At 66.4% G+C, this 23,664-nt stretch carries 22 protein-coding genes and 1 tRNA gene; 9 read left to right on the forward strand and 14 right to left on the reverse strand.

The window, feature by feature from the left end; genetic code table 11:
• Nucleotides 1–570: 570 nt before the first annotated feature.
• Nucleotides 571–1,929, reverse strand: a complete 1,359-nt coding sequence (locus HMUK_RS12355) for an NAD(P)/FAD-dependent oxidoreductase (RefSeq protein ID WP_015763506.1) — start codon at nt 1,927–1,929, stop codon at nt 571–573.
• Between the two features lie 66 nt (nt 1,930–1,995).
• A complete protein-coding gene (locus HMUK_RS12360) occupies nt 1,996–2,589 on the reverse strand; it encodes a response regulator (RefSeq protein ID WP_015763507.1) in 594 nt (197 codons plus the stop codon).
• Nucleotides 2,590–2,813: 224 nt separating this feature from the next.
• Between HMUK_RS12360 and HMUK_RS12365 the strand changes: the two genes are divergently transcribed.
• Together HMUK_RS12365 and HMUK_RS12370 are read left to right on the forward strand one after the other, a co-directional pair.
• Nucleotides 2,814–3,770: a D-2-hydroxyacid dehydrogenase gene (locus HMUK_RS12365; protein ID WP_015763508.1), complete on the forward strand. Its 957-nt coding sequence runs from the start codon at nt 2,814–2,816 to the stop codon at nt 3,768–3,770.
• Nucleotides 3,771–3,909: 139 nt separating this feature from the next.
• A complete protein-coding gene (locus tag HMUK_RS12370; RefSeq protein ID WP_015763509.1) occupies nt 3,910–5,070 on the forward strand; it encodes a hypothetical protein in 1,161 nt (386 codons plus the stop codon).
• A 144-nt stretch (nt 5,071–5,214) separates the two neighbouring features.
• Here HMUK_RS12370 and HMUK_RS12375 read toward each other — a convergent pair whose 3' ends face one another.
• From HMUK_RS12375 to HMUK_RS12385, 3 genes are all read right to left on the reverse strand, one after another.
• Entirely contained in the window at nt 5,215–5,604 is a 390-nt protein-coding gene (locus tag HMUK_RS12375) for a hypothetical protein (protein ID WP_015763510.1), read from the reverse strand.
• A gap of 42 nt (nt 5,605–5,646) precedes the next feature.
• On the reverse strand, nt 5,647–6,684 hold the full coding sequence (gene asd, locus HMUK_RS12380; protein WP_015763511.1) for an aspartate-semialdehyde dehydrogenase: 1,038 nt from the start codon (nt 6,682–6,684) through the stop codon (nt 5,647–5,649).
• A 151-nt stretch (nt 6,685–6,835) separates the two neighbouring features.
• Complete coding sequence (locus HMUK_RS12385; protein ID WP_015763512.1) at nt 6,836–7,285, reverse strand: hypothetical protein; 450 nt, start codon at nt 7,283–7,285, stop codon at nt 6,836–6,838.
• 90 nt (nt 7,286–7,375) lie between these two features.
• Here HMUK_RS12385 and HMUK_RS12390 point away from each other — a divergent pair, with 90 nt between their 5' ends.
• From HMUK_RS12390 to HMUK_RS12400, 3 genes are all read left to right on the forward strand, one after another.
• The gene (locus HMUK_RS12390) at nt 7,376–8,413 is read left to right on the forward strand and encodes a tyrosine--tRNA ligase (RefSeq protein ID WP_015763513.1); all 1,038 of its coding nucleotides are present in this window, start codon (nt 7,376–7,378) and stop codon (nt 8,411–8,413) included.
• A 105-nt stretch (nt 8,414–8,518) separates the two neighbouring features.
• Complete coding sequence (locus HMUK_RS12395; protein WP_015763514.1) at nt 8,519–9,184, forward strand: class I SAM-dependent methyltransferase; 666 nt, start codon at nt 8,519–8,521, stop codon at nt 9,182–9,184.
• Nucleotides 9,185–9,289: 105 nt separating this feature from the next.
• A tRNA-Gly gene (locus HMUK_RS12400) sits at nt 9,290–9,360 on the forward strand.
• A 267-nt stretch (nt 9,361–9,627) separates the two neighbouring features.
• Here HMUK_RS12400 and HMUK_RS12405 read toward each other — a convergent pair.
• From HMUK_RS12405 to HMUK_RS12415, 3 genes are all read right to left on the reverse strand, one after another.
• Nucleotides 9,628–10,002, reverse strand: coding sequence for a hypothetical protein (locus HMUK_RS12405; protein WP_015763515.1), 375 nt, complete (start codon nt 10,000–10,002; stop codon nt 9,628–9,630).
• Nucleotides 10,003–10,106: 104 nt separating this feature from the next.
• The gene (locus HMUK_RS12410) at nt 10,107–10,922 is read right to left on the reverse strand and encodes an HD domain-containing protein (RefSeq protein ID WP_015763516.1); all 816 of its coding nucleotides are present in this window, start codon (nt 10,920–10,922) and stop codon (nt 10,107–10,109) included.
• A gap of 134 nt (nt 10,923–11,056) precedes the next feature.
• Nucleotides 11,057–11,287, reverse strand: a complete 231-nt coding sequence (locus HMUK_RS12415) for a hypothetical protein (protein WP_015763517.1) — start codon at nt 11,285–11,287, stop codon at nt 11,057–11,059.
• Between the two features lie 238 nt (nt 11,288–11,525).
• Between HMUK_RS12415 and HMUK_RS12420 the strand changes: the two genes are divergently transcribed.
• Nucleotides 11,526–12,857, forward strand: a complete 1,332-nt coding sequence (locus tag HMUK_RS12420) for a sodium-dependent transporter (RefSeq protein WP_015763518.1) — start codon at nt 11,526–11,528, stop codon at nt 12,855–12,857.
• A gap of 13 nt (nt 12,858–12,870) precedes the next feature.
• Here the strand turns inward: HMUK_RS12420 and HMUK_RS12425 are convergent, their stop codons facing one another.
• Together HMUK_RS12425 and HMUK_RS12430 are read right to left on the reverse strand one after the other, a co-directional pair.
• A complete protein-coding gene (locus HMUK_RS12425; RefSeq protein WP_015763519.1) occupies nt 12,871–13,497 on the reverse strand; it encodes a uracil-DNA glycosylase family protein in 627 nt (208 codons plus the stop codon).
• A 93-nt stretch (nt 13,498–13,590) separates the two neighbouring features.
• Nucleotides 13,591–14,814, reverse strand: coding sequence for an FAD-dependent oxidoreductase (locus tag HMUK_RS12430; protein WP_015763520.1), 1,224 nt, complete (start codon nt 14,812–14,814; stop codon nt 13,591–13,593).
• Between the two features lie 239 nt (nt 14,815–15,053).
• On the opposite strand from HMUK_RS12430, the gene HMUK_RS12435 reads away from it, so the two are divergent.
• Nucleotides 15,054–16,604 (forward strand): acyl-CoA carboxylase subunit beta, encoded by a 1,551-nt coding sequence (locus HMUK_RS12435; protein ID WP_015763521.1) that lies wholly within the window; start codon nt 15,054–15,056, stop codon nt 16,602–16,604.
• Nucleotides 16,605–16,643: 39 nt separating this feature from the next.
• On the opposite strand, the gene HMUK_RS12440 is transcribed toward HMUK_RS12435, so the two are convergent.
• On the reverse strand, nt 16,644–17,831 hold the full coding sequence (locus HMUK_RS12440; protein WP_015763522.1) for an ABC transporter substrate-binding protein: 1,188 nt from the start codon (nt 17,829–17,831) through the stop codon (nt 16,644–16,646).
• Between the two features lie 195 nt (nt 17,832–18,026).
• On the opposite strand from HMUK_RS12440, the gene HMUK_RS12445 reads away from it, so the two are divergent.
• Both HMUK_RS12445 and HMUK_RS12450 read left to right on the forward strand, forming a co-directional pair.
• On the forward strand, nt 18,027–19,868 hold the full coding sequence (locus HMUK_RS12445; protein WP_015763523.1) for an acetyl-CoA carboxylase biotin carboxylase subunit: 1,842 nt from the start codon (nt 18,027–18,029) through the stop codon (nt 19,866–19,868).
• Between the two features lie 70 nt (nt 19,869–19,938).
• On the forward strand, nt 19,939–20,871 hold the full coding sequence (locus tag HMUK_RS12450; RefSeq protein WP_015763524.1) for a biotin--[acetyl-CoA-carboxylase] ligase: 933 nt from the start codon (nt 19,939–19,941) through the stop codon (nt 20,869–20,871).
• A gap of 23 nt (nt 20,872–20,894) precedes the next feature.
• On the opposite strand, the gene HMUK_RS12455 is transcribed toward HMUK_RS12450, so the two are convergent.
• The 3 genes from HMUK_RS12455 to HMUK_RS12465 are packed head-to-tail and all read right to left on the reverse strand — an operon-like array spanning nt 20,895 to nt 23,656.
• Complete coding sequence (locus tag HMUK_RS12455; RefSeq protein WP_015763525.1) at nt 20,895–21,341, reverse strand: universal stress protein; 447 nt, start codon at nt 21,339–21,341, stop codon at nt 20,895–20,897.
• 32 nt (nt 21,342–21,373) lie between these two features.
• Nucleotides 21,374–22,411 carry an amidohydrolase family protein gene (locus HMUK_RS12460; RefSeq protein WP_015763526.1) on the reverse strand — a complete coding sequence of 346 codons (1,038 nt, stop codon included), beginning with the start codon at nt 22,409–22,411 and terminating at the stop codon, nt 21,374–21,376.
• A gap of 21 nt (nt 22,412–22,432) precedes the next feature.
• Complete coding sequence (locus HMUK_RS12465; protein ID WP_015763527.1) at nt 22,433–23,656, reverse strand: HD domain-containing protein; 1,224 nt, start codon at nt 23,654–23,656, stop codon at nt 22,433–22,435.
• Nucleotides 23,657–23,664 lie beyond the last annotated feature (8 nt).

Consider the following 23,664-nt stretch of genomic DNA (forward strand, 5'->3'; position numbering starts at 1 on the left):
CCCTCGCGGGCAAGGACCAGGGTTCGAATCCCTGACGGAGCATTACTTTCCCTTCGTCGTCGTGTGGTTATGAGTGGGTATAGTAGTCCTTAACCACCGGACACACAGGGCAACTCGCTTCTGGTGAAATTGAGGTCCTGCTGCAGTCCTGCGATTCACCTCTTGGAAGTTGAAATGTGCGCCCGAAACACTAACGACCGGCATCATCCGGGGCAGTGCGCCCTGTCGACCGGCAAACCCTCGTGTCGGGCGGGTTGCGCGTAGCGCAACCGAGTGGTGAAGTGGTGCGTACCACTGAACCGGAAGGCGTGCAATGCCTCCATGTAGTGAGACGGCGTCAGCCGTCGAGTCGACTGTCGCGTGCCCGGGTTCGCCGCGCTGTCATCGTCCCGAAAGACGGGCCTCGGGCGGGGACAAAAGGCACGCAGTCGGTGCTAGTCCGTCGGAGGGGTAAGGGATTGCGGTCCGGCCGCGACCACTGCGGGGGATTCGTCCGGTTCGCTGTCGGTGCTGACCGGCGACCGTCGCCACGGGATAGACGATCCCGGTACACTGCTACGCTAATCAGTATCAGACGGTGTACTCCGACTCGGCGAGCTGGACGTAGCCGCCGTCGCGGTACTGGTACTTGCGCCACTTGTAGCCGGCGACGGTCTTGAGCCCCAGCGTGCCGGCAGCCAGGGCCTGTCGCCACAGAGACCCGTCGACGGTCTGCATCGCATTGACGGTGGCGAACACGCGGTCCCAGGTCGTCGGATCGTATCCCTCGACCAGGTCGGCGAAGGCGACGTTGCGGAGGATCTCGGATTCGAGTGCGTCCTTCCAGGCGTCGTTGTAGCGGTCGAGCGCGTCCGTCGCGGCCAACTCACCGGCGATAGAGCCCGTTCGGACGGCGACGTGGTCTCCGCCCTCGTGGAAGGCGGAGGTCGCGCCCATCGCACCGCCGACGACGGCGACGTTCGCGTCGGTCGGCGAGTCGATCGGCCGGGTCGAAGAGATCGGGTACGTCTCCGTGCCGTCGGTCTTGCCCCGGTCCTCGACCAGGGGGAACTCGTCGAGGTCGTAGTCGGGAAACTCCCGTTCGAGCAGGCGCTCGACGTAGGTGCGACCCTGTGGGATCTTGTCGTCGTCCTCCCGGAGCAGGGCCCACTCGCTGGCGTCGTAGTCGTCGATGTCCAGCCCGATCGGCATCGTGAGGCCGATCCGAGCCACGTTGTCGTCGTTCGGGAAGATCCACGGGTAGGCGGTGTGGCCGGGCATCACGCCCCACCAGAACTGGATCCGGTCCTCGGGGAACAGTTCCTCGGGCATCCGGCGGTGCTCCTGGTAGGCGATGTGGTTGGCCTCCGTCGATGGGAGCCGCTCGGAGAGTGACTCGTTCGCCGGGAGGAACTGATCGAGGACGCGGCCGGTGACCGTCCGCTGGGGACCGTCCGCGAGGACGAGCGCGTCGGCGACGATCGACTCGCCGTCCGAGAGCTTCAGCGTGTGCTCGACGCCGCCCGAGAGGTCGGTCTCGACGGCGGTGACGCTCGTGCCGACGCGGTACCGAGCGCCCGCCGTTTCGGCGCGGTCGCGCAGCCAGTCGTCGAAGCGAGCCCGCTGGAAGGTGAAACCGAATCCGGGATACGCGGAGTCGATCCCCGTCTCTTCGATCAGGACCGACTCGGTGGGCCCGATGAACTCCGCGCCGTCCAGTTCCGCGAGCTTCACCGAGTCGGGGAACTCGTCGGGACCGAAGCCGGCGAGTTCGGTCCAGTAATCCAGAAAGCCGGCGGCGTCCGTCGAGTCGGGCCCCAGTCCGTCTCGGTCGGCTCTCGGGACCCCCTTCTCGACCACGACGGCCTCGGCACCCTGTTCGGCGGCTGCCCGACCGGCAGACGTACCGGCGGGCCCGCCGCCGACGATCGCGACATCTACGCGCTCCATACGCCACCCCTGTTCGGAGGGGGCTTAAATTCCTTGTTCGCCGCCCATCGCGCGACGGCCCGACGGTCAGGTGACAGATTGCGACTCCGATCCCAGATCGTCGCTGACCGCCGCGAGGATCGCTTGCCGCCAGTGACCGTCGAACTGTTCGAGACGGTCGTCGAGCGTGGCTCGCGTGGCCTCGAGTTCGGCGATCAGGTCGCGATACTCGTCGCTGTCGCGGAGCGCGTCTCGACTGGTCCGAAGTTCGAGCGTCGCCTTCCGCGCGGTCAGGGAGAAGTACTCCCGGAGCAACCGTCGGCAGGCACCCCGCGAGAGCATCGTCTCGACCACGTCGAGCACCGTCTCGCGCGACACCGGCTTGGTCAGGTAGTCGTCGACGGTCAACTCCCGAACGTCGAAGTCCGGCTCTACGCCAGAGATCATGACGACGAAACAGTCGTCCGGTCGCTCGGCCAGTCGCTGTGCCACCTCCGCGCCGTTCATGTGGGGCATCTCTCTGTCGAGGAGCATCACGTCGGCGTCCCCCACCTTCTCCAGTGCCACCCTCCCATCGGTGGCGGTCAGCACCTCGTACTCGTCTTCGAGCCAGATCGAGTGGAGATCCCGGCAGGCGGGATCGTCGTCGACGACGAGTACGGTGTCCCAGTCACCACACATTACACTGACCGTGGAACCACACCATCATTAAATGTGGCATCGAGAAGCGGTTCGCGATCCGTCGATGTCGGCGCTCGATCCGTCGCTGCAGATATTTCTCCGTGAATAGATCGAAACGAACGGTACAGCGAGGGGCGTCCACCGCCGGTCTCCGTGACAGTACTGTTTTGAGCCACTGGCTGGAACGACCACTATGTCCCCGGCCCAAACCGAGGTGGCAGCGCGTGAGTAAGATCGCCATCCTGCGGCAGAAAGCACACGGCCTGCCGGTCGAATCGTACGCCGACGCGGTCCGCGAGCGACTGCCCGAGGCGACAGTTACGGTCGCCCGGACGCCCGAGCAAGAGCGAGCGGCCGTCGAGACGGCGACGGTGATCTCGGCCGGGCCGTTCGACGACGAACTGCTCGGTCACGCGAACGAGATCCAGCTGTTCGCCAGCATCTACGCCGGCTACGACCACCTGCCCCTCGACGAGTTCGCCGAGCGAGAGATCGCGTTGACGACGGCCTCGGGCGTCCACGGCCCGAACATCGCCGAGCACGTGATCGGCGCGTTTCTCGCCTTCACGCGGCGCTTCTTCGAAGCGCGTCGCCGCCAGCGAGAGCGACAGTGGCGCGCCCTCCGGTCGAGCGAACTCGCCGGTTCGACGGTGGCGGTCGTCGGACTCGGCGCTATCGGCCAGGCCATCGTCGACCGACTCGCGGGGTTCGACGTCGACACCGTCGGCGTCCGCTACAGCCCGGAGAAAGGCGGACCGACCGACGAAGTGTACGGCTTCGACGAGATCCACGAAGCTGTCACCGACGCCGAGTACGTCGCCGTCGCGTGCCCGCTGACCGACGCGACCGAGGAGCTGTTCGACGAGCAACTGTTCCGCACGATGCACCCCGAGGCGATCTTCGTCAACGTCGCCCGCGGCGGCGTCGTCGACACCGACGCGCTCACGTCGGCGATCCAGAGCAACTACATCGGCGCGGCACAGCTAGACGTGACCGACCCGGAGCCGCTGCCCGAGGACCACCCGCTGTGGGGCTTCGACAACGTCTTCGTGACGCCCCACGCCTCCGGCCACACGCCCGCGTACTACGAGCGCACGGCCGACATCCTCGCCGAGAACGTCAGGCGCGCCGAGGAGACCGGCGAGTGGGACGGACTGGTGAATCAGGTCAACCTCGGCTGACCGGTCACGCTGTCGTCGAACTTTTAAACGATTAGTATGGAGTGAGGGTTACCAGAGAGCGTCGGGTATTCTATTCAACTGAACACTCTCTCGGAACCGATGCGAGAGGTATTTGCCCAAGAGAGCGGGATATCTGCCAATGGAAGAAACGTTCGCAGACAGGACCCTCGCTGACCACCGACGTGTTTTCGAGAAGATATGGTGGCAAAACCCTGAACGACAGAACGCAACCTCCTCGTCTTGGTGGTTCTTTCTCCTGTTTCCGGATGGTGAGGAGGGATACGGTCCAAGACAACTCATGTTCTCGGTTGCTGCCTGTGTGGGGGACGAGTGTCGTGTCAACGACCTTCCGGCAACAGCGATGGACTCAGATCGTCCCGTCGCCGACGGTGTGGACAGATTCAATGCGACAACAGTGGGATGGACCGGAGACGACGAAGTGGTTCATGACCATGTCGTCAGGCAATCAGCTGAAGCGGTTCTCTCTCGTCCGAACCAGCGTATCGAGGCATGGACAGAACTCGAGGACGGCACCAGACGCGGGAGCGAGATAGCTTCACTTTCGGACCGCTCTCTCGGACTGAAAGCTCACGTCATCGGGGATGACGCCGAGGCAGAGTTCGAGGCGTGGGGTGACCTCGACTCGAAGATGACATCTCCACACCATGCATTAGACATCGACACACCGCTGGGTGGCGCCGAGGTCGTTGCCTGGCGCCAGATGGAATTCGAAGGAGAGTTCGATCTGCCTGACGGACCCGAAACGCTGTCCGGGTCCTGTTACTTCCAGCGCGTGTGTTTTGACATGCCGCTGGTCCCCTGGAAGTGGATATGGGGGATCTTTCCAGACGGAACCTCGTTTTCGGTGTTGGTTCCATTTATCGGGCCACAGCTGTTCCGGCGAGGCTACAAATTCTTCTCCTCGAACAGGCTGGAACGGCTAACAATTCCTCTCAGGCAGTCCGGGTTCTGGAATTGGGGCTCGAAAGATGGGCATGTCGAGTTCGACAGGATTAGTGTCGAGCCACTGCTGGGTACTGGCGAACAGCCTGATTTCGATGTTCGCGTCGAGAACGAGGAGGGCGATTACGTGCGGTTTATTGCCCGAACTTATGGCCGTGCGCGAAACTGGCTCGACCGTGCGAGATTCGGTGGACGAGTTGCGTCTCATTGGAGTTACAACGAGTTCATGTTCCGAGTGACTGGACTAGCGGGTAGTGTGGGCGGCACGGTGATTGATGACGAATCGATGGGCGCCGGGTTCGGAACGTTAGAATACAGTACCGGACTGGGGCTGTGAGCTACGTGAAACAGAGCGGGCTCATAGCCCTCACAACACCCGTGCCTGAATTGCCAGTTCGGGTCGGTCAATACGCATTTCTACGGACAGTCGTTCCGTCCCGGAACACAGTGGACAACCACCGAAGACCATCAGCGAATGCAGTCATTCCCCAGCCATCGTCGCCTGGTAGCCGGCGATTCCTTCGACGACGAAGTACCACAGTACTGCGACCCCGGCCGCGACGAAGAGCATGGTTTTGAGAGCAAGTGGGCCGACTGTTCGATCACCGACGACCACCGTCGCAGGAATTAATACGAAGAGTGCGGCGAGTAGCGTGAGAAGGCGTTTCCGGGCCGTCAATGAGTAGTCACCACCCCCACCACGAAGAACGAAATAGGCGTGTGTACCGCCGAAAATCGCGGCGTTGTAGAGTGCGATGACGAGCGCCTCGGCCCACCACACGGATTCGTTCATGAGTGAGAATCCAGCAGCAAGAATTCCGAGTCCGAGGAGCGCAGCGGCAATCTGCACCTTCGTCTCGCGGGAAATCATTTGTATCACCGTCAACGCACCTATAGAAAAGGGTGCCGGCGACTACAGGTAGCCGTTGGCCGCCAGCAGTTCGCCGTTGAGGACGCTCGCGCCCGCAGCGCCCCGCATCGTGTTGTGAGCGAGACAGTTGAACTGAAGTCCGTCGGTCGTCTCCTGGACGCCGCCGACTGCGACGCCCATCCCGTCCTCGATGTTGCGGTCGAGGCGGGGCTGTGGCCGGTCAGGCTCGTCGAAGACCCGGATCAGCTGGTCGGGCGAGGACGGCAGGTCGATGCCCTCCGCCGACCGCAGCGCGTCCTCGGCGTCGGCGACAGTCACGTCGTCTTCGGTGTCGACCCAGACGTTCTCGAGGTGGCCGTCGAGCGTCGCGATGCGGTTACAGGAGGCCGCCACGTCCATCCCGTGGAGTTCGATCGCCGTGCCGTCGAAGCCGCCCAGCAGCTTCCGAGACTCGGTCTCCATCTTCTCCTCCTCGCCGCCGATGTGCGGGATCGCGTTGTCGATGATCTCCATCGACGTGACGCCGTCGTAGCCCGCCCCGGAGACGGCCTGTAGCGTCGAGACGCGCACGTCAGTCAGACCGAAGGCCTCGTCCAGTGCCGCCAGCGGCGGCACCATCGTGATCGTCGAGCAGTTCGGGTTCTTCAGGAGCGCACCGTCCCAGCCGCGTTCCTCGCGCTGGCGTTCGAGCACGTCGAGGTGATCGGCGTTGACCTCGGGGATCACGAGCGGCACGTCCTCGTCCATGCGGCCGTTCGAGGAGTTCGAGGAGACGACGTAGCCCGCCTCGCAGAACTCGGGTTCGACCTCGGCACCGACGCCGGAGGGGAGCGACGAGAAGATCAGGTCCACGTCGTCGGGCACGTCCTCGGGCGTGGTCGCGCCGACTTCGATCTCGGCCACGTCCTCGGGAATCGGCGCGTCGATGCGCCACTTGGCCGCCTCTCGGTACGCCTTGCCGGCACTGGATTCGCTGGCAGTCAGTGCTGCGATCTCGAAATCGGAGTGCGGTTCGAGCAACTGGATGAGTCGCTGACCGACCGCACCAGTGGCCCCCAGAACACCTACACGTACAGTCATCGGTTCACACACTGCCGTGACCGGTCAAAACAGTTTGGATAGCGAGCGACTCCCTGGGGTCGTACCGTCTCATACGGTTTCTTGTAGTTGCTTACCGATGATCGTCTACTCCGTGGCGACGATCACCGGTAAATCGCTACAATAATCCGTATCACTCGGTGGTCGCCCGTTCGCCGAGGTCTTCGAGCGCCCAAGTGACGATCCGTGCCTCGACCACGTCCCGTTCCTCGACGTGGTCGTCCTCGCCGTAGCGCTCGATCGTCTCTCGGGCGTCGGCGAGCATCTCGCGCTCGCGTGGCCGCTGGTCCGGTTCGTCGCGCACGTCGTTGAGCAGCGCCTCGAAGTCCTCGCGCAGGTCGAACGAGGCGTGGGCGACGTTGCACCGCGAGAGGGGGCTCATTCCCGTTTCGAGGACGAGATCGCGAACCGTCTCCCAGTCGTCCGCACAGAAATACACCGTGACGGTGCTCTCGATGTCGCGCCAGGCGATGGGGTCGCCGTGTCGCATGAGCTGGACGGCCCGCGGGGGCAGGTCGATCCGAGTGGCCGTCTCCTCGGTCCCGCACAGACAGCACGGCTCCTCCGTGGTCCCGGTGTACATGGGAGTGTGTTGGCCCTGGGACAGTTGAGTGCGTCGCTCGCGGCGAGGGGAGATGGAACGTTTTAATCACCGCGGTGGGGTACCAGAGGTATGGACACCGCCGATCGCCTCGAACTGGCGACGCGTCACACGCTCGAAGTCATCGAGGAAGAGGAACTCGAAGCGCTGTTCGACGAGGGGACTCCCTCGGCGTACATCGGCTACGCGCCCACGGGAGAGATGCACATCGGACACTACACGACGATGCGCAAGCTGGCGGACTTCATCGAGGCGGGCATCGACGTGACGGTGCTGATCGCGGACCTGCACGCGCACCTCGACGACGAGAAGAGCCCCTTCGACCTGCTCGACGCCCGCTCGGAGTACTACCAGGTCGCCATCGAAGGGATGATCGAGGCCGCCGGGGCGGACCCGGACGAGATCTCGTTCGTCCGCGGGACCGACTTCCAGCTCGACGAGGAGTACACCCTGGAGATGTACCGTATGGCGGCCGAGACGACCCTCGCCAGGACCCAGCGGGCCGGCAGCAGAGTCGTCCGCGAGTCCGAGAGCCCGAACCTCGGCGGGCTGATCTACCCGCTGATGCAGACCCTCGACGTGAAAGCTCTCGACGCCGACATCGCCTACGGCGGCGACGACCAGCGCGGGATCTACATGCTCTCTCGCGAGACGCTGCCCGACCACGGGCACGACGCGCCGGTCTGTATCTTCGCGCCGCTGCTGTCGGGGCTCACCGGCGAAGAGATGAGCGCCTCGAAAGAGGATACGAAGGTCAACCTCAACGACAGCCACGACGCCGTCGTCGAGAAGATCGAAGACGCGTACTGTCCGATGGGCGAGCGCGAGGACAACGGCGTACTGGAGTACCTCGAATACCTCGTCTTCCCGGTACTCGAAGAGCGCGGCGAATCCTTCGTCGTCGAGCGCCCCGACGAGTACGGCGGGAACCTCGTCTACGACGAGTTCGAGGAACTGGAAGCGGACTTCCTCAGCGAGGAGCTCCACCCGGCAGACCTCAAGCCCGCCGCCGGGGAGTACGTCTCGGACGTGATCGACCCCATTCGAGAGCGACTCGACGCACGCCCCGAGTTGCTCGCCGAGGCCTACCCCGAGAAGTACGACCAGTAGCACCGTGACCAGCCGCCGGGGCCGGACCTCGGCGAGACGAATAATTCTCTCCGCGTACGTGACCGAGAGCGAAGCCACTATGCGCCAGCGCGCGCAGGGATCGATATGTTCGACGGCCCCTCGCGAGCGGACGTACGCGAGACCTACGAGACGATCGGGAGCCACTTCTCGAAGACCCGCGAGTACGCCTGGCCGGAGGTCGAGTCCTTCGTCGAGGATCGGTGTCGGGGCGGCGTCGCGCTCGACGTCGGCTGTGGCAACGGCCGGCACGCCGAACTGCTGGCAGACCGCGCCGACCGCGTGGTGGGACTCGATGCCAGCCGCGAACTACTGGCGGCAGCACGCGACCGCCTCGCAGCGTGTCCCGCGACGACGCTGCTCCAGAGCGACGCGGCGACGCTGCCACTGGCCGACGACTGTGCCGACCTCGCGGTCTACGTCGCCACGATCCACCACCTCCCGCGGAGGACAGACCGGCGCGACAGCCTCGACGAACTCGCACGGGTCCTCGCGCCCGGCGGGCGCGCACTGGTCAGCGCCTGGTCGACGGCCCACGACCGCTTCGACGCGAGCGCCGACGCCGAGCGGGGCTTCGACACCACCGTCGACTGGACGTTGCCGGGCGGTCGAACGATTCCACGGTTCTACCACATCTACGCACCCGCCGAGTTCGAGCGCGACATCGCCGCCAGCGACCTCGCGCTGGAGTCACTGGAAATTTCGAGCGGGAACTGCTACGCCGTCGTGCGTCCCGAAGGGAAACGCCCTTAAAACAGCACGGGCTATTGACGGACGAGTGGCGACGGGCCGCACCGTGGAGACGGTCCGTCGTCACGAGTCTCGCGGCGTCTCGGACGACGCCGCGAGTGCATCCGAGCGGCGGTGGTCTAGTGGTAGGACCTGAGCCTTCCAAGCTCATGGCCCGGGTTCAAATCCCGGTCGCCGCATAGCGAGGTTCGAGCGACTGCGGGAACCTCGGAACAGTGAACGGCGAGCGACGCGAGCCGTGAACGCATTTCTGCGAGGAACAGACGTGACGAGCGAAATCGGCAGCGGGATTTGAATCACGGAAATCCGAGCGAAGCGAGGATTTGCATCGGGTTCAAATCCCGGTCGCCCCGTAGCGAGGTTCGAGCGACTGCGGGAACCTCAGAACAGTGAACGGCGAGCCACGCGAGCCGTGACCGAATTTCTGCGATACATGACGAGCGCGCTCACTCCTCGATCGGCACCCACACGTCCGAGACGACGGCGGCGTCGGGATTGTCCGGAATCGAGAGCCGGAGGCCGTCGTCGGTCTCGATCCCGATCACGTCTGGCGTGTTGAGGCCGTCGAGTTCGCGGTCGGGGTAGGTGAGCGGCTGTGCCCGCTCGGGGAACCGGTCCAGATCCAGGCCGTACGCGGCGCTCTCTCGACGCGCCCGTTGGTCGCTGGTACCGTTCGCCGACCGCTCGCGGGACAGCAGCGCACCCACGTGCCGTCGAAGGTGTTCGATGGCGGCCCGGACCCGGCCCGCCACCGACTCGCGTGCGTCGTTCGACGCGTCGGGGGACTCGGACGACAGATCCGGGGTAGTCACGCCGTTCATGCGCGAGCGTTGGCGGTGCCCGCATAAATTCATACACCGGGTACGCTCGGTAAGCCCGACGTGACCGGGCGGTACGGTCCCAGAGGACCGTCGGCTGCGAGCAGCTACAGCTCGATGCGCTCTACCAGCTGGTCCTCGTCCTCGCGGATGTTGAGCGCGACGATACGGACGTACGGTTCGAGGCCGGAGCCCTGGAGCTTGGCCTTCAGGAGGTTGTCGACCTGGTAGACGCCCGCGGCGTTGGACATCTCGATCTCGACGAGGACCGGTTTGTCGTCGCCATCCTGGAGAAAGACGCGCTTAATCGCCTGGCTCGATACCGTGTTGATGCCGCGTCCGCCGTGGTTGTACGGGATGCGCGAGCGCCCGCTCTCCATGTCCAGCGCGTCGGCGACTCTGACGACGCCGGCCTCCAGCGTCAGCGGGTCCTCCTCGGTGTGGTGACAGAGGATCGCGTGCAGCACCTCGCCTTTCACCCGCACCGCCGCCTCCGTGTCGTAGTACGCCGGCAGGAAGTCGTCGAGGAGGTCGGCCGCGAGCGGGATCGAGTAGTAGGGATGGTCGTCCCGGTGGACGACGTGGCCGATGTCGTGCAGGGTCGCGGCCAGCGCGACGATGACGGCTTCGTCGGCCTCCTCCAGGCCCTGTTCGCTGGCACCGTTGAACTCGATACCGCCGCGCTTGAGCAGGTCGTAGAGGCACAGCGCCCGGTTGCGGACGATCGAGATGTGTTTCGCGCCGTGGTCGTTGTAGCGCTTGCGGGTGACCGGGTTGACGTTCTGTGCCTCCAGGTACGCCTGGATCTCGGTGTCAGACTCGATCGCGGCCAGCACGTCGTTCACCCGCTCGTCGGGAAACGCGTGGTCGGCGTCGGGGTCGTACCGCCGGCCGCGGGTATCGAGAGACTCGTCGTTGCTCATATCACTGCCGTTGACGAGGGAGCGAGAAAAAGTCTCGCTTACCCGGCCCGCGTCGTCGACACGACGGGGCGTCGCGCTACGGACGGCCAGCACGACCGACAGTACGGCCGTTCAGGAACCGACAGCCGGCAGTATCACTCCGTCTCGTCGGCCAGCCGTTCGGGCGCTCTCTTCTCTTTGATCTCGCCGACGACGTTGTCGACCGAGTCGCGCTGCTGGGCGATCGTCGCGCCGAGTAAGCCGCCGAGCGCGCCGCCGGTACTCGCAGCGTTCCTGCTGAAGACGGCACCGACCGCCGCGCCGAGTGCCGCACCGGTTGCCGCGTACTTCGACCGTCGGAAGACTCGTTTGAGACGAGTTCGCATATTCGATACGTCGAGCGCTCGGGTTATAAGTGTACGTCACGATCGTCACCGAGTCGAGACCGCCCGACGGCGAGCGAGAGACGACGTGTGGACGGAATAGTTGACGCTCCCTTTTCATTTCGCAACTGCTATATTAGCCCTATTGAACTGCTGACGGTCCAACACCTTCAGATATGGATACATATATGATAGGTTTCACAGGTGTTATATCACTCCATCGTGAACCCGGTCAGTAAGTATGGCCGAACGAGCAACGTGGACGACACGAATCGGATTTCTGGTAGCCGCGATCGGGAGCGCGGTCGGACTCGGAAACATCTGGCAGTTCCCGTTCAAGACGGGGGCCAACGGGGGGTCGAGCTTCCTCGTCTTCTATCTGATCGCCGTCGTCGCGATCGGGTTCCCGGCGTTGCTGGGGGAGTTCGTCCTCGGCCGGCGGACGCGTCTGAACGCGATCGACGCCTTCGGTGAACTCGGACACCGGCAGTGGCGAATCGTCGGCGCACTCGGCGTCGCGACGGGATTCTGGATTCTCTCGTACTACAACGTCGTCGGCGGCTGGGTCATGCGCTACATCGTCGGCAGCGCGACCGGTGCCTACTTCGACGCGCCGGCCGAGTACTTCGGCGCTGTCTCGGCGGGCCCGGAAGCGATCGCGGCCCAGGCGCTGTTCGTTCTGGTGGTCGTCGGCATCGTCGCACTGGGCGTCGAGGACGGTATCGAGAAGGCGACGAAGGTGATGGTTCCGAGCATCGTCCTCCTCATGCTCGCGATGGCGGTCTGGGCGTTCACGCTGGAGGGCGGGGCCGCGGGCTACGAGTACTTCCTCTCGCCGGACCTCGACACGCTGCTGGCGAACGCCGGGACGGCGATTCCCTTCGCGGTCAGTCAGGCGTTCTTCACGCTGTCGCTCGGGATGGCGATCATGGTCACCTTCTCCTCGTACGTCGGTAACGACGACAACCTCGCCGTCGACGGCGGGATCATCGTCGGGACCAACACGCTCATCGGCGTCCTCGCCGGGCTCGTCGTGTTCCCGGTCCTCTTCGCCAACGGGATCGATCCGGCGACCAGCGGTCCGTCCGCAATCTTCATCGCGATGGCGAGCGGCTTCGCGGAACTACCGGCAGGTCGACTCCTCGGTGTCGTCTTCTTCGGAGTGGTCCTGATCGCCGCGCTCTCGTCGGCGATCAGTCTCCTCGAAGTGTCGGTGTCCTGGGCGACCGACAACTACGATATCGGGCGCGTGCCGCTGGCAGCCGGACTCGGGGTCGGGCTGTTCGTCCTCGGGCTCCCGTCGGCCTGGGACACGGCGTGGCTCACGTGGTTCGACAACCTCGCGTACCAGCTCCTGCTGCCGGTGTCGGTGCTGTTCGCGATGCTGTTCGTCGGCTGGGTACTCGGCGACGAGGCGCTCACGGAGATTCGACAGGGGATGTCCGGGATGGACTGGTTCGGGCCGGCGTGGCTCTGGACGGTCCGGATCGTCGTCGTCGCTGGCGTCGCCGTGACGCTCGTGCTCGGCCTGCGGACGCTGTTCGTCGAGGGCGCGATCGTCCCGCCGGTGTAGGCCCGACGGCCGCTCAGCGCACCAGATAGGGATCGTCGTTCGGGAGAAATCGACCGAGGTCGGCCTCGCGACGGTAGTCCGAGGCAAGCAGTGCTTCGAGCGCCCGAACGAGCCGTTTTTCGTCGTCTGTGTCCCACGTCGTGGGCTCTTTGATCGGGTAGACGAGCCACCCGGCCCCGGCGACCTCCGTCGCGTGTCGCTCGTCCATGTCGATGTCGTCGGTCCGCTCCGAGGTCGCGATCGAGAAGACGTGGCGCGTGGCTCGTTCGCCGACGGGGAGCAAGACGTGGGCCGTGATCGCTCGCAGTTCGGAGTCGAACAGCGGCTCCAGGTCGTCGTAGGATCGACTGTCGGGCGTTCCGTCGGCGACGCACATGTGGAGATACGAGAAGTAGGTCTTGTCGACGGTCGGGGGCGTCCCCGCTTCGAGCAGGAGGCCCGCGTCGACGAGCGCGCGCTGGAGGCGATCGCCGGCCTCGCAGTCGGTGAAGGGAATCCCGGAGTCGACGCCCCCGTGGACGCCGGGGTGGTCACCGACGACGTGGAAGTGGGCGTTGGCGTCGCCGTACCCTGCGACGTACTGTTCACAGCCGGGATCGAAGCCGAAGGGGTTGGCCGGCCGGTCCGTAACGTTTCTCACGGCCGACGGGAGGCGACAGACGGACTTTACTCCGACGGTTCACGCAGAGTGTCACGATCGATCGGGGCCCTGACAGCGGTTCGTACCGCCCAGTCACCGGCTCGCGACGACGTCCGAGTCGGTCGGTCCCTGACCGTCGAACCGGGCGACGAACTCGTCCAGCGTCCCCGGATCGTCGGCACCGGGCAGCGGTTCCTCGGCGGTCGTACAGTCCGTCGTGACTCCCAGCCGATCACAGAGCAGATCGGTCGTCGCCTCGGCCATCTGCCGGTAGGTCGTGAGTTTCCCACCGACGACGCTGACGGCGTTCTCGACGCCGTCCTCGGCGTGGTCGAGACGGAGGAAGCCACGTGAGATCCCGCGCCGCTCTGACTCTGCCTCGTCGGGCGCGTACAGGGGGCGAACGCCCCACCACGTCCGCTCGATCTCGGCGTCGGCGACCGGCGGCAACATCGTCGCACACTCCTCGATGCAGGTCTCGACCTCCCAGTCGGCCCGCTCGTAGTCGTCCGGGTCCGAAGCGGGCACGCTGGTCGTCCCCAGGACGGCCTGGCGCTCGTGAGGGACGACGATGTCGCCGTCGTCGGGGTCACGACATCGGTTCAGGACGGAGCCGACCCGGTCGTAGTCGACGGCCACCATCACGCCCCGTGACGGAGCCATCTCCACGTCGAGGCCCGCCATAGCCGCGACCTCGCCGGCCCACGCACCGGCGGCGTTGACGAGGTAGTCCGGTTCGATCGTCTCCGAGACGGTGCCCCCGAGGTGAGCCGACGTGACCCGTCCGTCCTCGACCGTCACGGACTCCAGCGGTGCGTTCGGGTGGATCGACGCGCCCTGGTCGGCCGCGTCCGCGGCGTTGGCCGCCACCAGCCGCGAGGGGTAGATCACGGCGTCGGGCACCCGGAACGCACGTTCGACCGCCTCCGAGAGGTCGGGAACGAGGTCGCGGGCCTCCGTGGCGTCGAGCAGCTCGGTGTCGATGCCCAGCTCCTCGCAGGCCGCGCGCTTGCGCTCGAAGTAGTCGGGGTCGTCGGCCGGCAGCTGGACGAACAGGCCGCCAGTGTCGCGAATGCAGGCCCCGGCGATCGACCGGAGGATGCGATTCTCCTCGATACACTCCTCGGCACCCGTCGGGTCGGCCTCGGCGTAGCGCGCGCCGCTGTGGAGCAGCCCGTGTGACCGCCCGGAGGTGCCGCTCGCGAGGCCGCCGCGTTCGGCCAGCGTCACGTCGACGCCGCGCAACGCGAGGTCGCGGGCGATGCCGACGCCCGTCGCACCACCGCCGATCACGAGGACCGTCGTCGATCGTGTCATCACTAGATGTTGGTCTCAATCCACATGACCCTGCCGCCGAGACGGTCTGGCGCTGACGTTCCGGCTGGTACCGGGTCGCCAGCAGGCAACGGTTTCGCGCCGCTCTGATAGCGGGACACTGACGGTCACACGTCTCCCGATCCGCGTCCCAGGACGGGATCGAGCCGCCTCCCGCAAAGGTTTTTCCGGCCGTCGCTGTCTATGCCAGTCATGCACAGCACAGCCGAGGGTGGTTCCGCGTGACCCACGAGGACCGCGTCGACGACCTGCGCGAGCGCAAGCGCGAGGCCGAACTGGGCGGGGGCGAAGAGCGCATCGAGGCCCAGCACGACAAAGGCAAACTCACGGCCCGCGAGCGTATCGACTACTTCCTCGACGACGACACGTTCGTCGAGATCGACCAGCTGCGCGAACACCGCTCGACGAACTTCGACATGGACGAGCGCCACGTCCCCGGCGACGGCGTCGTGACGGGCTACGGCGAGGTCGAGGGGCGGAAAGTGTTCGTCTTCGCCCACGACTTCACCGTCTTCGGCGGGTCGCTGGGCGAGGCGTTCGCCCAGAAGGTCTGTAAGGTGATGGACAAGGCCATCGAGACCGGCTGTCCGATCATCGGCCTCAACGACTCGGCCGGCGCGCGCATCCAGGAGGGGATCGACTCGCTGGCCGGCTACGCCGACATCTTCCACCGAAATCAGCAGGCCAGCGGCGTCGTCCCGCAGATCTCGGCGATCATGGGGCCCTGTGCCGGCGGCGCGGTGTACTCGCCGTCGATCACGGACTTCGTCTGCATGGTCGAGGAGACCAGCCACATGTTCATCACGGGGCCGGACGTGATCGAGACGGTCACCGGCGAAGAGGTCGGATTCGACGAGCTCGGCGGGGCCCAGACCCACGCCAGCGAGTCCGGCGTCGCCCACCTGACCGCCGCCGACGAGAAGGCCGCGATGGACGACATCCGGTACATGCTCTCCTATCTCCCCCAGAACAACGTCGAGGACCCGCCCCGCGTCGATCCCTGGGACGATCCCGAGCGCCGAGACGAGGAGCTGGTCGACGTGGTTCCCGAAGCCCCCCAGCAGCCATACGACATGACGCGCGTCATCGACGGGGTCGTCGACGAGGGGTCGTACTTCGAGGTCGCCGAAGCGTTCGCTCGGAACATCACGATGGGGTTTGCCAGACTGGACGGGCGCTCGATCGGCGTCGTCGGGAATCAGCCCCGCGTCAACGCCGGGACGCTGGACATCGAGGCCTCCCGGAAGGCCGCTCGCTTCGTCCGGTTCTGTGACGCGTTCAACATCCCGATCTGTACCTTCGTCGACGTGCCCGGATTCATGCCGGGCAAAGACCAGGAGCGCAACGCGATCATCAACCACGGCGCGAAGCTGCTGTACGCCTACTCCGAGGCGACGGTCCCGCTGTTGACCGTCATCACCCGCAAAGCATACGGCGGAGCCTACGACGTGATGGCCTCGAAGCACATCGGCGCGGACGTGAACTACGCCTGGCCGACCGCCGAGATCGCGGTCATGGGGCCACAGGGTGCAGTGAACGTTCTCTACGACGACGAACTGGAGGCGGCCGACGACGTGGAGGCCCGCCGACAGCAGCTGATCGACGAGTACCGCGACGCCTTCGCGAACCCCTACACTGCGGCCGAGCGGGGGTTCGTCGACGACGTGCTGGAGCCCCAGGAGACGCGCCCGCGGCTGATCGACGATCTGGACACCTTACGAAACAAGCGAAAGCACCAGCCCGAGCGCAAGCACGGCAACATCCCGCTGTAGGACTTCGCCCGTTCTCGTACTGCCGGCTGCACCGTCGTGTCAGCGATCGAAGACGCCGATCATCTCGTCGGCCGTCGCCTGTGCGTCCCACTCGTCGATGAAGCCCGCGATCGCGGACTTCAGGTCGACCAGCTGTGCCGAGGAGACGCTCAGGCCGTGCGTGATTATCTGGGGCTGTTCGGCCGAGCGATCGAGCTGCCGGTACTGTGATCTCCCGAACTCGGTGAACCCGTCGATCGAGGCGTCTTTCCGTGCCGGCAGCGACCCCTTCTTCCGGCTGAACCGCTCCTGTGCGTCACACGAGCCAACGTATTCGAGGAACGTCTCGAGCGCGTCGCTGTCCGATTTCGACGACGGGATGAACGAATCCATGACGACGGCGAACATGTCCTCCGTACCGGGGAACGCGACGCGGTCCCACTCGGACTGGAAGTCGAACTCGGGCGTCTCGTCGAACACGCCGGCCGCCCAGTCGCCCTGCGGGTAGACCGGGGCGGCTCCGTCGATGAACTGCTCGTTCGCGTCGGTCATCCCGTGATACAGCGAGTCCTCGCTGGACAGCGCCGAGAAACGCTGGATGTGTTCGAGCGCACTCACGATCACGTCGCGGTGACGCGACGCGTTGCCCGCGGTCATCGCCTCGAACGTGGCGTGATCGGACAGTCCCAGGAGCGTGATCTCCCACAGCTGCAGGACGGTGAACGGGTCGGCCATCGGGAGCAAGAACGACGGTCCGTCGTGGTCGTCGTCGACCGCTTCCAGCATCTCGACGAGTTCGGTCGGGTCCGACGCTCGCGCGGGGTCGATCCCGAGCGCCTCGACGGTCTCGGTGTGGAGATACATGTCGTTTGCCCGGTGGATGGTGATCGGGACCGCGTGGTACCGACCGTCGACCTGTGACACGTCCGCCGCGACCGACCGGAAGTTCGCGGCCATCCCCGAGGCCTCCCAGAGGTCGGTGATGTCTTTGACCGCGTCGACTTCCGCGTAGCCGGCCATCTCGCCGCCGGGCCACCCGGTCCAGACGTCCGGCGGATCTTCACCCAGAATGCGGCTCTTGACCTGGAGCCGCATGTTGTCGTAGTGGGTCTCCTGAACCGAGATCGAGCTGTGGCTGTCGGCGAATCCCTCCATCAGCGCTCTCAGTGCGGCCTCTCCGTCGCCCCCGACGTAGTGATGGACGAGCTCGAAAGAACCAGCACGTGACTGCTGCAGTCCGCTGGACATTACCACACATTCGCCCGTTTACCGGCATAAACGTTCGCCCGCCAATATCTCACGTGATAGTCGGAGCTGCCGGGAAGAGTACCGCGGCCTGTGTCCCGCCGGCACGGAACCGCGGACCGGATCGGCGATCGACCGGCCGACCAGAGACGTGTAATTCCGCATAGTTTTATGAGGGGGTCGTCGGTACTGGGAGATATGTTCGACAAGGTTCTCGTTGCGAACCGCGGCGAGATCGCGGTTCGGGTCATGCGGGCCTGCGAGGAACTGGGGGTCGAAACCGTCGCAGTCTACTCCGAAGCCGACAAGCACTCGGGCCACGTCAGATACGCCGACGAGGCGTACAACGTCGGCCCGGCCCGCGCGGCCGACTCGTATCTCGATCAGGAGGCGATCGTCGACGCCGCCCGACAGGCCGACGCCGACGCGATCCACCCCGGCTACGGCTTCCTCGCGGAGAACGCCGACTTCGCGGCCCGCGTCGAGGCCGCCGACGGCATCACCTGGGTCGGTCCGGAGAGCGACTCGATGGAGTCGCTCGGCGAGAAGACGAAGGCCCGCACGATCATGTCGTCGGCCGACGTGCCCATCGTTCCGGGGACGACCGACCCGGTGACCGAGCCCGAACAGGTCCACGAGTTCGGTGACGAGAACGGCTATCCGATCGCCATCAAGGCCGAGGGCGGCGGCGGCGGCCGCGGCATGAAGATCGTCGAGAGCCCCGACGAAGTCGAGGATCAGCTCGAATCGGCCAAACGAGAGGGCGAGGCGTACTTCTCGAACGACTCCGTCTACCTCGAACGCTACCTCGAAAATCCGCGCCACATCGAGGTCCAGATCATCGCCGACCACCACGGCAACGTCCGCCACCTGGGCGAGCGCGACTGCTCGCTCCAGCGCCGCCACCAGAAAGTCATCGAGGAGGGGCCCAGTCCCGCCCTGTCGGACGAACTCCGCGAGGAGATCGGCGAGGCCGCTCGCCGGGGCGTCTCCGAAGCCGGCTACTACAACGCCGGCACCGTCGAGTTCCTCGTCGAGGAGCAAGACCGCGAGCCGGGCGAACTGCTCGGTCCCGACGCGGACTTCTACTTCCTCGAAGTGAACACGCGCATCCAGGTCGAGCACTGCGTCACCGAGGAGATCACGGGGATCGACATCGTCAAGTGGCAGCTCAGGGTCGCCGCCGACGAGGTGCTCGGCTTCGCCCAGGACGACGTGACGGTCGACGGCCACGCCATCGAGTTCCGAATCAACGCGGAGAACGCCGCCGACGACTTCGCGCCCGCCACCGGCGGCACCCTCGAAACGTACGATCCGCCCGGCGGCGTCGGCGTCCGGATGGACGACGCGCTGCGCCAGGGCGACGAGCTGGTGACCGACTACGACTCGATGATCGCGAAGCTCATCGTCCACGCGGGCGACCGCGAGGAGGCCATCGAGCGGGGCAAGCGCGCGCTGGGCGAGTACGACATCGAGGGGATCCCGACGATCGTCCCCTTCCACCGCCTGATGCTCACCGACGACGAGTTCGTCCAGGGCATGCACACGACGAAGTACCTCGACGAGACGCTCGACCCCGAGCGCATCGACGCCGCACAGGAGCGGTGGGGGACCGAGACGACGAGCGACGCGGACGACGAGGAGGTGACCGAGCGGGAGTTCACCGTCGAGGTCAACGGCAAGCGCTTCGACGTGGAACTCGAAGAGCGCGGCGCACCGCCGATCGAGGTCGGCGAGGTGCAGGGCGGCGACGGCGGCGACCGCCCCCAGCGACCCGGCAGTGGCGGCTCGGATTCGGGCGGCGACGGCGGCGGAGCCAGCGCCGAAGGCGACGAAGTGACCGCGGAGATGCAGGGCACGATCCTCGAAGTCAACGTCGAGGAAGGAGACGAGGTCGAGGCCGGCGACGTGGTCTGCGTGCTCGAAGCGATGAAGATGGAGAACGACATCGTGGCCGAGCGCGGCGGGACCGTCACCCAGGTCGCCGTCGGCGAGGGCGAGTCCGTCGACATGGGCGATCTCCTGTTCGTCGTCGGGTGACCGCTCGCATCGCGTTCGGCGGTCGCTGACAGACGGAGACGTTTTTGCCGTCCCCGCCGAGGGGCTCTGTATGCAAGCGACACGCGAGCAGGTGCTCGACGCGCTCTCCGAGGGGCCGGTGGCCGGGCCGGCGCTGGCCGATCGCCTCGACGTGTCTCGGGCAGCGGTCTGGAAGCACGTCGAGCAGCTGCGAGCGGAGGGGTTCGAGATCGACAGCGGCGACGGCGGCTACGAACTCGTGTCCGTCCCCGAGTTCGGCGCGAGCGCCGTCGCGTACGGGCTCGAAGCGCCCTTCGAGATCGAGTACCACGACAGCATCGACAGCACGAACCGCCGCGCACGCGAGCTCGCGACCGACGGGCGAAGCGACGTTGCGGTTCTGGCCGACGAGCAGACCGGCGGCCGGGGTCGACTCGACCGGGCGTGGGCCTCGCCCAGCGGCGGCGTCTGGCTCTCGCTCGCGCTCCGTCCCGGGGTTCCGATCGCGCACGCACCGGCGTTCACGCTGGCCGCGGCCGTCGCCGTCACCCGCGCCGCCCGCGAGGCCGGCGTCGACGCACGGATCAAGTGGCCCAACGACGTGGTCGTGGGCGACGACGAGCGGAAGCTGGCGGGCGTCCTCACCGAGGTCGAGGGCGAGGCCGACCGCGTCGACTGGGTCGTCGTCGGGATCGGGAGCAACGTCAACGTCGACCCGGCGGCGCTGCCGGACGAGGCCGACGCCACGAGCGTCCAGGACGCGGTCGGGCCGGTCGACCGACGCGCGTTCACCCAGCGACTCTTGGAAGAGTTCGACGCGCTCCGTCGCGATCTCGACGCGGTCGTGCCGGCGTGGCGCGCGGACGCGACGACGCTCGGCAAACGGGTTCGCGTCGAGACGCCCGGCGGCACTGTCGAGGGCGAGGCCGTCGACGTGTCGTTTCCCGGCGCGCTGGTCGTCGACACGGGCGAGGAGCGGGTGACGATCACGGCCGGCGACTGCGAGCACCTCCGGCCGGCCTGATCCGCCGCGGTACGGGACGAACGTCAGGCAGCGGTCAGCGCTTCGTCGACGTGGACTGTCAGGACCGGGACCGGCGAGCGCCGCACGACGTGTTCGGCGACGCTCCCCAGCAGGAGGCGGTCGATACCGCCGCGTCCGTGGGTCCCCATCACGATCAGGTCGGCACCGCTCTCGGTCGCGTGGGCGACGATCTCCCGTTCGGGATCTCCTTCGAGAATCGTGTGTTCGACGGTGGTCTCGGGCGAGCAGATCCGCTCTGCGGCCTCGATGGCCATCTCGCCTTCTTCGCTGAGCAGGCCTCGAATACCCTCGACGGAGGCGTCGGTCGGCATCGTCGTCATGTGTGCGGTGTTGACGACGTAGACGACCTCGACCGCAGCGCCGTGTCGTCGCGCGATCTCGTCGGCGTGTTCGATGACCCGCTCCATGCCGGCCGAGCCGTCCGTCGGCAGGAGCAAGCGGTCGTACATTGGTTCGTGTTAACAGTTCACTGGGTGGGCGCTTAAGCCTTGCCTGCGTAGTGGACTCGTTCGACGTCGTCGACGCCGGCACGCCGGACGATCGCGCGGACCGGGTCCCGCGCACCCGAGAGATTGTCCGAGTCGCCGTCCAGCACCAGCAGATCGGCGTCGCGGCCCTCTGCGACGAGCCCGCAGTTCAGGCCCGCGATCTCGGCTCCGTTGACCGTCGCCATCCGGAGGACCTCGACGGCCGGAACGTCGGCGAGTTTCGCCGTCCAGGCCATCTCGCGGAACATCGACGGGCTGTTGGTCATGACGTTGTCCGTCCCCAGCGCGACCGTCGTCCGTTCGGCGAGGTCGGTGATCGGCGGAACGCCGACGTTCGTCACGACGTTCGAGCGAGGGCAGACGACGACGGGGACTTCGCTGTCGGCCACGCGGTCGAGGTGCAACCCCTCGGCGTGGACCATGTGGACGAGAAAGTCCGGATCGAGGTCCAGCGCGGGGTTGATGTCGCTGGCGTCGACCTCCCCGGCGTGGATGCCGAACAGCTTCCCCGCCTCGGCGGTCGCGGTCCGTTCGTGGCTGAAGTCGCCGTCGGCGGCTCCGCTCGCACCGAACCCGTCGCTTCGCTCCATCGCCGCGACCGTCTCCCGCCCGAGGACGACGCTGTCGACCGGCGAGTCCGCCAGTGCCGCCTCGATCGCCGCGACGCCGTCGACCCCGCCTTCGCGGAACTCGACGAACGCGGCCGTTCCCGCTCGCTCCATGAACGATATCGTTCGGGCCATCGCGTCGACGAGTTCCTCGCGGCTGGCCTGTCTGAGTAGCCTGTGTTTGAGGCCGTCGGGCGGCGCGACGAGTTCTTCGAGTGTGAGGCCGCCGCCGGCCTCCTTGGCGATGGAGTCGCCGATGTGGGTGTGTGCGTTGACGAACGCCGGGATGATCCACGAGGAGGGATCGACCGTCGCTTCCTCGACGGCCGCGATCTCGCCGTCCTCGATCACGACGCGGCCCTCGATCGGTTCGAACTCGCGGCCGCGGAAGATCGTGCCGGCGAGAATGGTCTGGTCGCTCATGGGCACACGTGGTGGCTCCGGTCAGTTGAACTCGTCGAGTGTCGCGTGGACGCCCGGCCGCGCGTCCCGGACCATCGCACCGTCGGGTTCCAGGCCGAGCACGCGGATCGCACGCTCGCCCACGCGGTCGGCGACGGCCTCGGGGGCGTAGACGCCCAGCCGCCACTGATCTCGCTGGGCCGCTCGGAGGGCCGTGACCAGCGTCGACTGCTCGCCCAGTCCGCGGACCTCGCCGTTGACGACGACCCGACTCGACGACTCGGGCATCGACGGTTCGCCGGGCACGTCCAGGAGGACGGCGTCGGCGTCGACGTTGGCCGCGTCGGCGATCGCCCGCTCCTCCTCGCGGATCTCGGCGTGGTCCATCGCCAGTAGCTCGTCGGGCACGGCCGTCATCTCGGCCCAGATCGCGCGCTTGTACAGGCGACGCTCGGTGAGACGGTGCGCGTACCCCGCCGTCGCGTCGGTCCGACGCAGCGAGACGAGCAGGTCGCTGTCGTCCCAGCGGCGCAGTTCGGCCGGGTCGGTGTCGGTGGCTTCGAGGAGGCGCTCGGTCCCGCGCCGGAGCATCGTCTTGGCGATCCGGGCGACGTGGTGCCTGTAGACGGTTGGGTTCATCAGCGCACGGGCCAACAGCAGCGACTCCGCGGTCTGGACGTTCCCCTCGTCCAGCACGAGGTCGCCGTCCACGAAACGCAGCTCCCGGATCAGCCGCTCGTGGTCGATCGTCCCGTAGGGGACGCCGGTGTGGTGGGCGTCCCGCACGAGATAGTCCATCCGGTCGACGTCGAGTTCGCCCGAGACGAGCTGTCCGAGTTCGCCGTCACCGGCGACGAGATCGGCGACCGCGTCGTGGTCGAGGTCGTGGTCGGCCAGCACGCGTGCCACCTCGCCGCGGTCGAGCAGATCGTGGACGTCGTCGTGGTACTTCCCCGTCTCGCGGTAGATCACCGCCTCGACGTTGTGACTGTACGGCGAGTGGCCCACGTCGTGCAACAGCGCCGCGGCGCGGACGCGTTCGGCCTTCTGTCCCTCGATCCCGAGGTGGCCAAGCGCCTCGTCGGCGAGGTGATAGACGCCGAGTGAGTGCTCGAACCGGGTGTGGTTCGCCGAGGGGTAGACGAGCGTCACCGTCCCGAGCTGGGCGATCCGGCGGAGTCGCTGGACTGGCGGCGTGTCCAGCAGCGCCTCGGCGACGCCCTCGACAGCGATGTGGTCGTGGACGCTGTCCTTGATCGTGGTCATCGAGTAGT

The organism is Halomicrobium mukohataei DSM 12286 (genome assembly GCF_000023965.1).
GTDB classification, from domain to species: domain Archaea; phylum Halobacteriota; class Halobacteria; order Halobacteriales; family Haloarculaceae; genus Halomicrobium; species Halomicrobium mukohataei.

Excerpts from the sequence above, each read along its gene's own strand:
- HMUK_RS12355 (WP_015763506.1), bottom strand. The coding sequence starts at position 1,929 with ATGGAGCGCGTAGATGTCGCGATCGTCGGCGGCGGGCCCGCCGGTACG.
- HMUK_RS12360 (WP_015763507.1), bottom strand. The coding sequence starts at position 2,589 with ATGTGTGGTGACTGGGACACCGTACTCGTCGTCGACGACGATCCCGCC.
- HMUK_RS12370 (WP_015763509.1), top strand. The coding sequence starts at position 3,910 with ATGGAAGAAACGTTCGCAGACAGGACCCTCGCTGACCACCGACGTGTT.
- HMUK_RS12375 (WP_015763510.1), bottom strand. The coding sequence starts at position 5,604 with ATGATTTCCCGCGAGACGAAGGTGCAGATTGCCGCTGCGCTCCTCGGA.
- asd (WP_015763511.1), bottom strand. The coding sequence starts at position 6,684 with ATGACTGTACGTGTAGGTGTTCTGGGGGCCACTGGTGCGGTCGGTCAG.
- HMUK_RS12385 (WP_015763512.1), bottom strand. The coding sequence starts at position 7,285 with ATGTACACCGGGACCACGGAGGAGCCGTGCTGTCTGTGCGGGACCGAG.
- HMUK_RS12390 (WP_015763513.1), top strand. The coding sequence starts at position 7,376 with ATGGACACCGCCGATCGCCTCGAACTGGCGACGCGTCACACGCTCGAA.
- HMUK_RS12395 (WP_015763514.1), top strand. The coding sequence starts at position 8,519 with ATGTTCGACGGCCCCTCGCGAGCGGACGTACGCGAGACCTACGAGACG.
- HMUK_RS12405 (WP_015763515.1), bottom strand. The coding sequence starts at position 10,002 with ATGAACGGCGTGACTACCCCGGATCTGTCGTCCGAGTCCCCCGACGCG.
- HMUK_RS12410 (WP_015763516.1), bottom strand. The coding sequence starts at position 10,922 with ATGAGCAACGACGAGTCTCTCGATACCCGCGGCCGGCGGTACGACCCC.
- HMUK_RS12415 (WP_015763517.1), bottom strand. The coding sequence starts at position 11,287 with ATGCGAACTCGTCTCAAACGAGTCTTCCGACGGTCGAAGTACGCGGCA.
- HMUK_RS12420 (WP_015763518.1), top strand. The coding sequence starts at position 11,526 with ATGGCCGAACGAGCAACGTGGACGACACGAATCGGATTTCTGGTAGCC.
- HMUK_RS12430 (WP_015763520.1), bottom strand. The coding sequence starts at position 14,814 with ATGACACGATCGACGACGGTCCTCGTGATCGGCGGTGGTGCGACGGGC.
- HMUK_RS12440 (WP_015763522.1), bottom strand. The coding sequence starts at position 17,831 with ATGTCCAGCGGACTGCAGCAGTCACGTGCTGGTTCTTTCGAGCTCGTC.
- HMUK_RS12445 (WP_015763523.1), top strand. The coding sequence starts at position 18,027 with ATGTTCGACAAGGTTCTCGTTGCGAACCGCGGCGAGATCGCGGTTCGG.
- HMUK_RS12450 (WP_015763524.1), top strand. The coding sequence starts at position 19,939 with ATGCAAGCGACACGCGAGCAGGTGCTCGACGCGCTCTCCGAGGGGCCG.
- HMUK_RS12455 (WP_015763525.1), bottom strand. The coding sequence starts at position 21,341 with ATGTACGACCGCTTGCTCCTGCCGACGGACGGCTCGGCCGGCATGGAG.
- HMUK_RS12460 (WP_015763526.1), bottom strand. The coding sequence starts at position 22,411 with ATGAGCGACCAGACCATTCTCGCCGGCACGATCTTCCGCGGCCGCGAG.
- HMUK_RS12465 (WP_015763527.1), bottom strand. The coding sequence starts at position 23,656 with ATGACCACGATCAAGGACAGCGTCCACGACCACATCGCTGTCGAGGGC.